Source organism: Arthrobacter sp. Ld5 (genome assembly GCF_051172775.1).
GTDB lineage: Bacteria > Actinomycetota > Actinomycetes > Actinomycetales > Micrococcaceae > Arthrobacter_D.
In genome coordinates this window covers 82,919-96,263 of record NZ_JBPKBO010000021.1, presented here as the reverse complement: position 1 = coordinate 96,263, position 13,345 = coordinate 82,919, and the positions used below count along the sequence as shown (strand labels likewise).

Here is a 13,345-nt window from a genome sequence, read left to right as displayed (position 1 = left end):
AACTGATGCGGTCGCGGTGCGGTCGCAGGTGCTTCGTACCCTTGTTTTTCACCCTAGCCCCAGTTGTGGCCTGCATCCACTTGGAATGCGGGCACTACGGGCGGGTTCCGGGCGTTGTGCGCTTTCTCACCCGTCTGGTGGACCGGTGGGGCGGCATCAGGGGGCACCGCGGTGCCCCCTGATGAGGTCACGCGGTCCGGGCGAGGACGTCCTCGACGTACGCGAGCAGCGTGCGGACCCCGACGCCGGTTCCGGCCTTCGGCGTGTAGCCGTACGGCGAGCCCTCGTTGAAGGCCGGCCCGGCGATGTCGAGGTGCGCCCAGGGGATCTTCTCGCCGTCGACCTGGCCCACGAACTCGCGGAGGAACACCGCGGCGGTCATCATGCCGCCGTTCCGCTCGCCGATGTTGGCGATGTCCGCGACCTGCGACTCGAGGCTGGGTCGCAGCTCCTCCGGCAGGGGCATGGGCCAGAACTGCTCGCCCGCGCGGTCCGCCGCGGCCTTCACGGCGTCCCGGACGCCGTCGTCGCCCATGACGCCGGAGACGCGTGTGCCGAGCGCGACCATCTGCGCGCCCGTGAGCGTCGCGATGTCGATGATGGCGTCGGGCGCCTCCTCGCTCGCGGCCGCGAGGCCGTCGGCGAGGACCAGGCGGCCCTCGGCGTCGGTGTTGAGGACCTCGACGGTCCGCCCGCCGTAGATCGACAGGACGTCCTCGGGGCGCTGCGCGGTTCCGGAGGGCATGTTCTCGGCCAGGCACAGCCAGGCGGTGACCTTGGCGGGCAGGCCCAGCTCGGCGACGGCGAGGAGCGTGGTGAGCACGACGGCGGCCCCCGCCATGTCCAGCTTCATGGTCTGCATGCCCGCGGCGGGCTTCAGCGAGAGTCCGCCGGAGTCGAAGGTGATGCCCTTGCCCACGAGGGCCAGGTGCACGGCGGACTTGGCGGGGGAGTACTCCACCTTGACCATGCGCGGGGGCCGGGAGGATCCCTTGCCGACACCGAGGAGGCCGCCGTACCCGTCGCGCTCGAGGCGCTTCTCGTCCATCACGGTGACCTTGACGGGAAGGCCCCGCGTGAGGTCCTTGGCGGCCTGCGCGAACGTCTCCGGGTAGAGGTGGCTCGGCGGCTGGTTCACGAGCGTCCGCGTGGCGTTGACGTTCTTGCCGAGGACGACGGCGCGCCGGAACGCGGGCGCCAGGTCGGCATCGGCGGCAACCGGCGTGTACACGACGACGCTCCGGACGGCTGCGCTGTCCTTCGGCGGTGCGACCGTACCGTCCGCCGTGATCCCGGACTTGTGTCCCTCGTAGCTGTAGGCGCCGAACGCGGCCCCCTCGGCGACGGCCGTCGCGGCTGCGACTGTCCCGGCCGGCAGGGCGAGGACGACGGTCTCGAGCCCCTTCAGCTGGCGAATCGCCGCCCCCGCGGCGCGGCGGAGGGTCTCGGGTGCGAGCTCCTCACCGGCGGACACCGGTCCGACGCCGGAGAGCACCAGCGAATCGGCACCGGTCTCGGGGAGCCCGGGGAAGCGGCGCACCTCGTCCGCGGCACCCGTGACGCCGAGGACCTGGAGGGAGTCCCCGAGGGCGCGCGCGGCCTTCGCGGGCAGGGGGCTCTCGAGCAGGACGGGCCCGTCGGCCCCCTTGGCGACCGCGATCACGAGCGCGTCGCTCGGAATCTTCTTGAGGTCCTTCGCGGAAGCGGCCAGGTGTAGTTCGGTGGTTCTGATCACGGAATCTGTCTCCTCGTGTCCGGCTGGGTTGTCCAGATCGGCGTTGCGGGTGGTCCCGGTGTCCGGTGGCCCGGGAACCGTCCTGTCGATCGTAGTCTCTACGCCCGGGCGGCCCGGAATGAAGCCGGCGCGGGTGGCGTTGACGAGAGCAGGACCTGACCGGAGGAGAGAGCCATGCTGGATCCACGAACCCTGTACACCACCGACCCCGACGTCTTCGACGACCCCGACAGCAGGGGACTGCCCCTGCTGGTGAGCCTGACCGGCTTCATGGATGCGGGCCAGGTGGTCTCTCAGGTCAGCGAGGAACTCCTCGAGGTCCTCGAGCACGAACCCGTCGCCACATTCGACGCCGACCAGCTCATGGACTACCGCGGGCGCCGGCCGAAGATCACGTTCGCCGAGGACCACCTCACCGACTACCGGCCGCACCGGCTCGAACTGCACCGCCTGGCCGACGGGCTCGGGGAGCCCTTCCTGCTCCTGACGGGCGCCGAGCCGGACCTGCAGTGGGAGCGCTTCGCGAGCGCCGTCGTCGGGCTCGTCGAGGACCTGGAGGTGACCATGACTTCGTGGGTCCATGCGATCCCGATGCCCGTGCCGCACACCAGGCCGATCGGGGTGACGCTGCACGGCAACCGGTCCGACCTCATCGACGGCATGAACGTCTGGCGTCCCACGGCGGAGCTGCAGGCGTCGATCGGGCACGTACTGGAGTTGCGGCTGATCGAGGCCGGACACGACGTCGTCGGGCACGTCATCCACGTCCCGCACTACCTCGCCGAGGCGGAGTACCCGCCCGCCGCGGTGGCCGGCCTCGAATATCTGGGTGCGACCGCGCGCCTCGTCCTCCCCACCGACCGCCTGCGGGAGACCGGGCGCGACGTCGAACGGCAGATCGCCCGGCAGGTCGGCAACTCCACGGAGGTGCAGTCGGTGGTCTCCTCGCTCGAGAAGCGCTACGACGAGTACGCGGACGGCACCGCGCGGAAATCGCTGCTGGTCAAGGACAACAGCGAGCTCGCCAGCGCGGAGGAGCTGGGTGCCGCGGTCGAGGCCTACCTGGCGAGCCCGCAGGCTGAGGAGGAGTCGACGCTGCTGTGGGACACGGAGTTCCTGGGGGCCCAGGCCACCGGCGACGAGCACCCGGCCGCCGGGACCGGCCCGGAGGCGGGCACGGCGTCGGAGCCGGGTGTCCCCGATGCGCACGACGACCGCCCGGGTGGTCCCTCCGCCACGGGATAATGGGCGGGTGAATTCTTCCCGGGCACTCCTGGTCTGGGCGGCGGGAGTCCTGGCCTACCTCGTCGCCGTCACCCAGCGCACCACCTTCGGTGTGGCAGGGCTCGAGGCGACGGACCGCTTCAGCGCCTCGGCCTCGCAGCTGTCGACCTTCACCGTCGTCCAGCTGCTCGTGTACGCCGGACTCCAGGTGCCGGTCGGCGTCCTCGTGGACCGGTGGGGCCCGCGGACGCTGATCGTCACGGGTGGGGTGCTCATGGCGCTGGGGCAGGCGCAGCTGGCCTTCGCGGATTCCGTGGGCGCCGGCATCGTCGGCCGCCTGTTCGTGGGGGCGGGGGATGCCATGACGTTCATCAGCGTGCTCCGGCTCCTGCCCGCATGGTTCGAACCGCGCCGCATCCCCGTCCTGACGCAGTGGACGGGGATCATCGGCCAGCTCGGACAGGTGGTCTCGGTCATCCCGTTCGTCGCGGTGCTGACCGCTGTCGGATGGCAGCCCGCGTTCCTCTCGGCCGCTGGTCTCTCCGTCCTCGCCGTCGTGCTCTCGGTCGCCCTGATCCGGGACTCGCCGGTCGCCGGGACCCGCACCGCCCAGACCATCCGGGAGACGGGCACCTCCCTCGCCGCAGCCTGGAAGCAGCCGGGTACGCGGCTGGGCCTGTGGACGCACTTCACCATCCAGTTCCCCGGCACGGTCTTCGTCCTGATGTGGGGCTACCCCTACCTGGTGCGCGCCGAGAAGGTCGGTGAGGGTGCGGCGTCGGCGCTGATGACCCTGTTCGTCGTGGTCGGCATCGCCTGCGGCCCTCTCCTCGGCCGCTACGTGGGACGGCATCCCCTCCGGCGCTCCACCATGGTGCTTGCGATCGCCGCCCTCATGGCCGCGGCCTGGCTCGCCGTCCTCCTCTACCCGGGGCCCGCACCCCTCCCGCTGCTGACCCTGCTCGTGGTGGCGCTCGCCGTCGGGGGACCGGGGTCCATGATCGCGTTCGACTTCGCCCGCACGTTCAATCCCGCGGCGCGCATGGGGACCGCCACCGGGATCGTGAACATCGGGGGCTTCCTCGCGTCCCTGCTGACGATGTTCGCCATCGGGACCGTCCTCGATGTCCTGCTCGCGAACGGGTTCTCCGACGGCGACCTGTACGCGCTGCCGTCCTTCCGCCTCGCGATGTCCGTCCAGCTCCTCGTCCTCGCGGGCGGCGCCGGCGCCGTCGTCGTCGCGCGCCGGAGGGTCCGGCGGAGGATGGCCGAGCAGGGGGTCGTCGTCCCGCCGCTGCGTGACGCCCTGGCCCGCGAGCGCCGGCGGCGTCGCGAGCAGAGGGCCCGGGCTCGGTAGGGCGGCTGCCGTCCGGTCCTGGGCGCGGTTGTCCACATAGGCCGGGAGGTTCCCGCGGTCCGTGCGCGACGCGAGGAGGCTGGCGCCATGTCATCCTCCACGAGCCCCGCGCCGGGCACCCCAGCGTCACCGTCCCTCGTCGTCACCTCGCCGGCCGACATCCTCTCCTATATCCTGCACGCCCTCGGATTCGTGCCGCACGAGAGCCTGGTGGTCCTGACGACCACGGGCAGAAGGCTCGGAGCCACGCTGCGGGTGGATCTCCCCGACGCCGGGGTGGACCCCCGCGGGTTCGCCGACGGCGTCCTCTCGTTCCTGCAGGGCGACGTCGAGGCCGACGGCACGCTCGTGGTCGTGTACACGGAGGAGTGCTGGGAGAGGCGGACTCCCGCGCCGCGCAGCGAACTCGTGCTGACCGTCGAGGCGGTCCTCGACGCCGCGGGTCTTCCCGTCCGCGGCGGCTGGCTCGTCTCTCCGTCCGGGTGGCGCGACCTCTTCTGCACGGAGGAGGAGTGCTGCCCGTGGCCGGGACAACCCCTCGACACCGTGGTGCACAGCGCGCTCAATGCCGAGTTGATCTTCGGCGGGAGTGCGTTCGACGCCTCCGCACCCGACGCCGTGCACCGCTCCGCCCCCGCCGTCGCTGCGCGGGACCTCCCTGGGCCGGCTGCCCCGGACCCGGCGGCACGGGCCGTGGAGGATGCGCAGGCGCACTATGCCGCGTGCGGCGCGGGCCGGTGGACGGCGCCCGCGCAGTTCCACGCGACGTCCGGGCTGTGGGACGCCGTCCTGGCCACTGCCCGGGGATGGGACGTGCAGACGGAGCCCGACGTCGCGGGGTTCCTCCTGGCGAGCATCGAGTCGCGGGCGGTCCGGGACTTCCTCCTCGCCAGTGCGTGCCTCGGGTCCGCCGCAGCCCTCGACGGCGCCGCGGCCTGCGGGCTGGTCGCGCCGGATCCGCCGGACGCGCCCCCGACGGCTGGGAGGGCCTCCGGCGCCGAGCGGATCCTGCCGGAGGTGCGGAGTGTCGCTCCGCTCCGGGACGCCGTCGCCGCGCTCCGGGCGGGCGGTGCCCGTCCGGGGCGCGACGACGGTCGCGCAGGGAGACCGACAGGGGATCGCGCCGATGATGACGGCCGCGCGGTGCTGTACGCGGAGGTACTCGCCGGCAGCTACTCCGGCATGATCGCGTGGGACCGCGTCGACGCGATGAGCCGGCTCCTCGCGCGGCTCGCGGCGGTGTCGGACGGCGAGTCCCGTGCCGCGGCCCTGACCATGAGCGCCTGGTTCGAATACGCGCGGGGTCGGGGATCACGCGCCGCCGTCTTCCTCGACGCGGCGGAGCAGGCCGTGCCCGGCTACCGACTCGCCCGTCTGCTGCACGAACTCCTGCGCCGCGGCGGTCTCCCGGCCTGGGCCCGGAGCCGTGCGACGGCGTGGACGGCCTCGGGGTCCGCCGGTGCTGCATGACGCGCGCGGCCCCGCGGACCGGAGGCTCCCGGGGCGCCGGCGGGGGACGCCGCCGCCCCCGGGTGATTTCCGGCGCGGCGACGAACCGTGAGACAATGAAAGTTGAGACCCGGTTGGGTCCGTGCACCAGAACTTCACCGAGCATTTCCAGGCAGGTTCCCGCCGAAAGGCGGTTCCGAGGGAATAGCGAGGGCTGCGGGATCGTTCCTCTGGGACTGACCCGGGCAGCATTCATCTGGTAACGAGCGCGGACTTGACAGGGTCATAGTGGTGTTGTCCCTCTGACGATGCCGCACACCGCCGTACGAAAGGTTCTCTGTGTCGGTCAAGAAGACAGCAGCACCGGCGTCGCCAGACGCTGGTACCACCACTACCAAGCGACGGGTAGCGGCGAAGAAGCCCGCGACCAAAGCCGCTTCGACCGCCGCCGCCAAGGCATCGGCAGCGGACGCCCAGGGTTCCGTGGAGGCCGTCGACACTACGGATCCCGCCGTCGAGATCGACGCCGAGGAGGCGAAGCCCGAGACCCCCGAGGTCGGGACGAGCACCGGGTTCGTCTACTCCGACGCGGACGACGACGACGCGCCCGCGCAGCAGGTCGTGTCCGCCGGCGCCACGGCGGACCCCGTCAAGGACTACCTGAAGCAGATCGGCAAGGTCGCGCTGCTCAATGCGGAGCAGGAAGTGGACCTGGCCCTCCGCATCGAGGCCGGGCTCTTCGCCGAGGAGAAGATCGCCGCGGACCCGGACATGGATCCGAAGCTCAAGCGCGAACTCGAATTCGTGATCCACGACGGCAAGCGGGCCAAGAACCACCTGCTCGAGGCTAACCTCCGCCTCGTCGTGTCGCTGGCCAAGCGGTACACCGGGCGCGGCATGCTCTTCCTCGACCTCATCCAGGAGGGCAACCTCGGCCTGATCCGTGCGGTCGAGAAGTTCGACTACACCAAGGGCTTCAAGTTCTCCACGTACGCGACATGGTGGATCCGCCAGGCGATCACGCGCGCCATGGCGGACCAGGCCCGCACCATCCGCATCCCCGTCCACATGGTCGAGGTCATCAACAAGCTGGCCCGCGTCCAGCGGCAGATGCTGCAGGACCTCGGCCGTGAACCGACCCCCGAGGAACTCGCGCTCGAGCTCGACATGACGCCGGAGAAGGTCGTCGAGGTCCAGAAGTACGGCCGTGAACCCATCTCGCTGCACACGCCGCTCGGCGAGGACGGCGATTCGGAGTTCGGGGACCTGATCGAGGACTCCGAGGCCGTCGTGCCGGCGGACGCCGTGAGCTTCACCCTCCTGCAGGAACAGCTCCACTCGGTGCTGGACACCCTCTCGGAGCGGGAGGCCGGCGTCGTCGCCATGCGCTTCGGCCTGACCGACGGCCAGCCGAAGACGCTGGACGAGATCGGCAAGGTCTACGGCGTCACGCGGGAGCGCATCCGCCAGATCGAGTCGAAGACGATGTCGAAGCTGCGCCACCCCTCGCGGTCCCAGGTGCTGAGGGACTACCTCGACTGATCGTCGAGCCTCCTTACGATGAAGGGCCTCTCCTGCGGGAGGGGCCCTTCATCGTCGTGGGGCGGGAATCGGCGGCGGTCCCGGGCGAAATTCCCGGAACGAGGAAAGGCCCGCTCCGTCGGAGCGGGCCTTTCCTCGTGCGGGCGCCTGTACACGGGGCGCCTGGCGGGTCGGGGGTGGTGTTCCCTGCGGCGGTCAGTCGCCGACGAGGGCCGGCTTCTCGTGGAGCCGCTGGGTCTCGTCCTGCCACTCGGAAGTGAGCGGCTTGAGGTTCGCTTCGACGGCACGGGCGTGGTGGCCGCAGAACAGAAGCTCTCCACCGGAGGACTGAAGGACTGCCCGAACATAGGCCTGGGCGCCGCAACGGTCGCAGCGGTCCAGGGCAGTGAGCTCGCGAGTGGCTACTGCAGTGGTCATGAATGCCTCCTCATGTGGATCGTGTATTCATATAACCACTATTCGTCGCCGCTCCTTCGCAGGCTGGGCCCCCTTTCGCTGGCGGCGTATCAGGGGTATGGATCACATTCCGGCGTCGCGGTGCGGGGCGCCCGGCGCGGCTCCTGCCGGGTCCTGTCGGCGGGAGGTAATAAACTGGAGCGAACCATCCCGGCAACCACCCTCCTGACGCCTGTCCTGGATCGTGCCCGTTCCGCCAAGGAGACGAACTCACCGTGACCCCCACCTCGGACTACACCGCCCGGCACCTCTCGGTCCTCGAGGGCCTCGAGGCGGTGCGCAAGCGTCCCGGGATGTACATCGGGTCCACCGACTCCCGCGGCATCATGCACTGCCTGTGGGAGATCATCGACAACTCGGTCGACGAGGCGTTGGCCGGCCACGGCCAGAGCATCACGGTCATCCTCCACGGCGACGGTTCGGTGGAGATCCACGACGACGGCCGCGGCATCCCCGTGGACACCGAACCGAAGACCGGCCTGACCGGCGTCGAAGTGGTGTTCACCAAGCTGCACGCCGGCGGCAAGTTCGGCGGAGGCTCCTACACGGCCTCCGGTGGCCTGCACGGCGTCGGCGCCAGCGTGGTCAACGCGCTGTCCTCCCGCCTGGACGTCTTCGTCGACCGTGGCAGCAAGACCTACGCCATGTCCTTCCGTCGCGGGGAGCCCGGCATCTTCAAGGACGGCAGGACGCCGTCGCCCACCGCCCCCTTCGAGCCCTTCCTCGACGGGTCGCGCCTCGAGGTCGTCGGGACGGCCAAGCGGGGCGTGACGGGAACGCGCATCAGGTACTGGGCCGACCGGCAGATCTTCACGCCCGACGCCACCTTCTCCTACGAGGAACTGCAGACCCGCGCCCGGCAGACGTCCTTCCTCGTGCCGGGCCTGCGCATCACCCTCCGGGACGAGCGGAGGCTGCCGGGCACGCCGGCGGAGTCCGGGCCCGTGGAGGAGGTGTTCCAGCACGACGGCGGCATCTCCGAGTACGCGGAGTTCCTGGCCCTCGACGCAGCGGTCACCGATGTGTGGCGCTTCCACGGGTCGGGCCGCTTCAAGGAGTCCGTGCCCGTCCTCGACGAGCGCGGGCACAGCCAGATGGCGGAGGTGGAGCGCGACTGCGAGGTGGACATCGCGCTGCGGTGGGGCATCGGCTACGAGACGACCGTCCGCAGCTACGTCAACATCATCGCGACGCCCAAGGGCGGTACGCACCAGAGCGGCTTCGAGCAGGCGCTGCTGAAGACCTTCCGCAAGGTCATCGAGGCCAACGCCCGCAAGCTGAAGGCGGGCAGCGACAAGATCGAGAAGGACGACGTCTTCGCCGGGCTGACGGCCGTCCTCACGGTCCGCCTCGCCGAGCCCCAGTTCGAGGGCCAGACCAAGGAGATCCTCGGGACCTCCGCCGTCCGGGCGATCGTCGCCAGGGTCGTCGAGAAGGAACTGCAGGCGAGGCTCTCGTCCTCGGCGCGGACCGACAAGGCGCAGTCGGCGCTGCTGCTGGAGAAGGTCGTCGCGGAGATGAAGTCCCGCATCTCGGCGCGGGTCCACAAGGAGACGCAGCGGCGCAAGAACGCCCTCGAGACCTCCTCCATGCCGGCGAAGCTCGCCGACTGCCGCATCGACGACGCGGAACGGTCCGAACTGTTCATCGTCGAGGGCGACAGCGCGCTGGGCACCGCGAAGAACGCCCGCTCCTCCGACTACCAGGCGCTGCTGCCGATCCGGGGCAAGATCCTCAACGTCCAGAAGGCGTCGGTGGGGGACATGCTCTCCAACGCCGAGTGCGCGGCCCTCATCCAGGTCATCGGTGCGGGCTCCGGGCGGAGCTTCCAGCTGGACGCGCGACGGTACGGCAAGGTCATCCTGATGACCGACGCCGACGTCGACGGCGCCCACATCCGCACGCTGCTCCTCACCCTCTTCTTCCGGTACATGCGGCCGCTCGTGGAGGCCGGCCGTGTGTACGCCGCGGTCCCGCCGCTGCACCGCGTCGAGGTGATCAACGGGGGCTCGAAGGCCAACGAGATGATCTACACCTACTCCGAGGCGGAACTGACGCGGCTCCTCGCCGCCATGGAGAAGCAGGGGAAGCGCTACAAGTCGCCCATCCAGCGCTACAAGGGGCTCGGGGAGATGGACGCGGACCAGCTCGCGGAGACGACCATGGATCCGCGCCACCGGACGCTGCGCCGCGTGCGCATCCAGGAGGCCGAATCCGCCGAGCGCGTCTTCAACCTGCTGATGGGCAGCGACGTCGCCCCGCGCAAGGACTTCATCGTCGCCGGCGCGGCATCCCTCGACCGGGACCGCATCGACGCCTGACGGGCGCTCAGCCGAGCAGCTCGGGGGCCACCAGGAGCAGCGGAGGCACCACCAGCAGCAGCCCGGCCGACGACAGGGCCAGGCCCTGCTGAAGCCGGCCCAGCGGCGGCAGGGGAGCGAGCAGCCGGCGCAGGCGCGGGACGGTCGACGCCACGTCGGCGGTCCCGCCGGTCACCGCCGCCCGCGCGGTCGTCGTCAGGGGGATTCCGCTCTCGTCGGCCAGCGCGTCGTCGAGGGCGTCCGGCGAGGACGGTGCGGCGCCCGCACCGACGATGGCGATCGCGCGGACGAGCGTCGGCTCGTCCACATGGCGCAGGGCCTCGTCATCGGCGAGCATCTCGATCAGCTCGCTCACGGCCTGCTGGGCGAGGCGGGAGGTGGGCAGCCAGGGCAGGGCGGACCGCCAGGCGGCGAAGGCCCAGAGCAGCAGATGGTGCCGCTGGTGCAGGTGCGCATGCTCGTGCGTGAGGACGGCGTCGAGCTCCTCCTGACTGAGCAGGTCCATCAGCCCGTCCGACATGACGGTGACGGAACGGGCACCGCCGGGCAGGCAGTAGGCGACCGGCGCGGGATGCTTGATGACGAGCGTCGCGGGCTGGCCGTCCGCGGGGGAGCTGAGGAGGGCGAGCATCTGCCGGTGCCGCCGCCGCTGCCGGTGGATCCTCACGAAGGTCAGGGCCAGGGTGAAGACGAGATGCCCGAAGAGCAGGATCGCGGCGCTGATCGCGAAGACGTGGACGACGCCGAGGGACTCGGCCGAGCCGCCGTCGAGCAGGATGTCCCGGAAGGCCGCCGAGGCCTGGACGAGGTTGTCGCCCAGGGGCTCGAGGCCCCAGACCAGCATGGCGCCGATCATCGACAGGCCCCCGGCCAGGGCGATCGACTGCCACAGCACCATGGCCGTGAAGGGCGCCCTCGCCGGCCAGTCGGCGCGTGAGAGGGCGATGGGTGCGGGCCACGCGAGGATGATCGCGAGAGCCGCGAGCAGGTAGGAGGCCCAGAACACGGGGCCGGTCAGCTGCCGCCGAGCAGCTTGCGCAACGTCTGGGCCTCGGCGTCCGACACGCTGCCGATGAAGCGGGCCAGGACGGCGTCGCGGTCCGGCGCGGTCACGAGCACCTCGTGCATGAGTTCGGCCGTGTGGTCCTCGCGGCTGGTGACGGACATGTACCGGTGGGGCCGGCTGTCGCGCTCCCGCGTGACCAGCCCTTTCTTCTCCAGCCGCGACAGGACGGTGAGCACCGTCGTGACGGCCAGTTCGCGCCCCTCGGCTCCGGACGGCGCCTCGGCGATCGCGTCCCGCAACTCGTTGGCGGTCATCGCCTCCGGTGTCGTCCACAGCAGGTCCATCACTGTGCGTTCCAGGTCTCCGAGCGTTGCCATGTTCTTTCCTTCGATCAATCGCGATCCGCGCCCGCCGACGGACGGCGGCGCACTCCCGGGAGAGGAGCACGGAAGCGTGGTAGGTCCAACGTACAACCTCCCAGCGCACAATTCTACTCCACGTAGAAGTTGTTCTACGATATGTAGAAGAACTTTTTCTACGTCCCGTAGAAGATCCGTCGTCATGGACGCACCGCACTGCTGAGAGGGCCCGATGGAAGCCTTGGAGATTGCCCGGTGGCAATTCGGAATCACGACCGTCTACCACTTCATCATGGTTCCCCTGACCATCGGACTCGGACTGCTCGTCGCCGTCATGCAGACGCTCTGGTACCGCACCGGTCGGCAGCACTACCTCCGGATGACGAAGTTCTGGGGCAAGCTCTTCCTCATCAACTTCATCGTCGGCGTAGCCACCGGCCTGGTGCAGGAATTCCAGTTCGGTATGGCGTGGAGCGAGTACAGCCGCTTCGTCGGTGACGTGTTCGGCGTGCCGCTCGCGATGGAGGCGCTCCTGGCCTTCTTCGTCGAATCCACCTTCCTCGGCCTCTGGATCTTCGGGTGGGGACGGCTTCCGCGCCTGGTCCACCTCCTGTCACTCTGGATCGCCGTGCTCGCCTCCGTCTTCTCCGCCTACTTCATCATCGTCGCGAACTCGTGGATGCAGCATCCCGTGGGGGTGGAGATGATCGACGGCAGGCCGGTCATGGTCGATGCCTGGGCGGTCTTCACCAACAACACGGCGCTCGTCGCGTTCCCCCACACCCTCTTCGGCTGCCTCGCCGTCGCCGGCGCGTTCCTCCTCGGCATCAGCTGGTACCACCTGTGGAAGAGGCGCCACGACGGACTCGACACCGTCGGCGCTGACGGCAAGGTCGTCGTCGGCCCGGGCGGCGGCGCACGGGACGCAGCGGATCACACCGTGTGGCTCCGCTCCGCCCGCGCCGGCGCCATCGTCGCGATGATCGCGTTCGCGGGCACGGGCATCACCGGCGACCTCCAGGCCAAGCTCATGTTCGACCAGCAGCCCATGAAGATGGCGGCCGCGGAAGCGGCGTGCCACGACGGCACCGGCTTCTCCATCCTCTCCGTCGGCAACCTCGGGTCGCAGAGCTGTGACGACATCACCGCGGTCATCGAGGTCCCCGGCGTGCTCTCCTTCCTCGCCAACGGCGACCTCACAACCGAGGTCAAGGGCGTCAACACCCTCCTGCCGGAGTACCAGGAGAAGTACGGCACCCACCTGCCGGACGACCCCATGTACGGGGACCTCGCGGGCACGGAGATCGACTACCTGCCGGTCATGGAGGTCACCTACTGGGGCTTCCGCATCATGATCGGGTTCGGGGCGATCGCCGCCGCGGCGTCGGCCGCGGCCCTGTGGGTCCTGCGGAGAGGTACCGTGCCGGAGTCGCGCTGGCTCATGCGGCTGGCGGTCTTCGGGATCCTCGCGCCGTTCGGGGCCAACATCGCGGGCTGGGTCTTCACCGAGATGGGCCGGCAGCCGTTCGTGGTCGCACCGAATCCGGACCCGACCGGCGTCGACGGCGTCTTCATGTTCACCGCCGCGGCGCTCTCACCGGGCGTGTCGGTCGCCGAACTGATCACGTCGCTCGTCCTGCTGACCCTCGTGTACGCCGCCCTCCTCGTCGTCGAGGTGAAGCTGCTCTTCACCTATGTCCGCGGCGGCACCGCTTCCGCGATGCCCGAACTCGCGCACCCCGACGACGCCGAGGGATCCGATGCCGGCAAGAAGGACGACGGCGATGTCCTGGCGTTCGCGTACTGACGGGCCCGCCGGGCCCCCGAGCGGGGGCCGCCGGCGCCGCACCCGGCACGCCCATCCCGATTCCCCGTCGACGACACCCCGGAAGGTAA

At 70.3% G+C, this 13,345-nt stretch carries 9 protein-coding genes and 1 pseudogene; 6 read left to right on the top strand and 4 right to left on the bottom strand.

Annotated elements, in window-relative coordinates; genetic code table 11:
* Positions 1-187 precede the first annotated feature (187 nt).
* A complete protein-coding gene (locus tag ACSGDB_RS10620; protein ID WP_434994644.1) occupies positions 188-1,735 on the bottom strand; it encodes a leucyl aminopeptidase in 1,548 nt (515 codons plus the stop codon).
* 174 nt (positions 1,736-1,909) lie between these two features.
* On the opposite strand from ACSGDB_RS10620, the pseudogene ACSGDB_RS10615 reads away from it, so the two are divergent.
* The 4 genes and pseudogenes from ACSGDB_RS10615 to ACSGDB_RS10600 form a co-directional block, all read left to right on the top strand.
* Positions 1,910-2,803: pseudogene (locus tag ACSGDB_RS10615) on the top strand (proteasome assembly chaperone family protein); the annotation flags it as partial.
* 184 nt (positions 2,804-2,987) lie between these two features.
* Positions 2,988-4,316: an MFS transporter gene (locus tag ACSGDB_RS10610; protein ID WP_434994643.1), complete on the top strand. Its 1,329-nt coding sequence runs from the start codon at positions 2,988-2,990 to the stop codon at positions 4,314-4,316.
* 87 nt (positions 4,317-4,403) lie between these two features.
* On the top strand, positions 4,404-5,786 hold the full coding sequence (locus ACSGDB_RS10605) for a DUF4192 domain-containing protein (protein WP_434994641.1): 1,383 nt from the start codon (positions 4,404-4,406) through the stop codon (positions 5,784-5,786).
* Positions 5,787-6,104: 318 nt separating this feature from the next.
* Positions 6,105-7,307: an RNA polymerase sigma factor gene (locus ACSGDB_RS10600; RefSeq protein WP_434994640.1), complete on the top strand. Its 1,203-nt coding sequence runs from the start codon at positions 6,105-6,107 to the stop codon at positions 7,305-7,307.
* A gap of 195 nt (positions 7,308-7,502) precedes the next feature.
* Here the strand turns inward: ACSGDB_RS10600 and ACSGDB_RS10595 are convergent, their stop codons facing one another.
* Complete coding sequence (locus ACSGDB_RS10595; protein WP_434994639.1) at positions 7,503-7,724, bottom strand: DUF7455 domain-containing protein; 222 nt, start codon at positions 7,722-7,724, stop codon at positions 7,503-7,505.
* A gap of 254 nt (positions 7,725-7,978) precedes the next feature.
* Between ACSGDB_RS10595 and ACSGDB_RS10590 the strand changes: the two genes are divergently transcribed.
* Entirely contained in the window at positions 7,979-10,084 is a 2,106-nt protein-coding gene (locus ACSGDB_RS10590; protein ID WP_434994637.1) for a DNA gyrase/topoisomerase IV subunit B, read from the top strand.
* 7 nt (positions 10,085-10,091) lie between these two features.
* Here the strand turns inward: ACSGDB_RS10590 and ACSGDB_RS10585 are convergent, their stop codons facing one another.
* Complete coding sequence (locus ACSGDB_RS10585) at positions 10,092-11,090, bottom strand: M56 family metallopeptidase (RefSeq protein ID WP_434994635.1); 999 nt, start codon at positions 11,088-11,090, stop codon at positions 10,092-10,094.
* A gap of 8 nt (positions 11,091-11,098) precedes the next feature.
* On the bottom strand, positions 11,099-11,467 hold the full coding sequence (locus ACSGDB_RS10580; RefSeq protein ID WP_434994634.1) for a BlaI/MecI/CopY family transcriptional regulator: 369 nt from the start codon (positions 11,465-11,467) through the stop codon (positions 11,099-11,101).
* A 214-nt stretch (positions 11,468-11,681) separates the two neighbouring features.
* Here ACSGDB_RS10580 and ACSGDB_RS10575 point away from each other — a divergent pair, with 214 nt between their 5' ends.
* Entirely contained in the window at positions 11,682-13,256 is a 1,575-nt protein-coding gene (locus ACSGDB_RS10575; RefSeq protein WP_434994633.1) for a cytochrome ubiquinol oxidase subunit I, read from the top strand.
* The last annotated feature ends 89 nt before the right edge of the window (positions 13,257-13,345 follow it).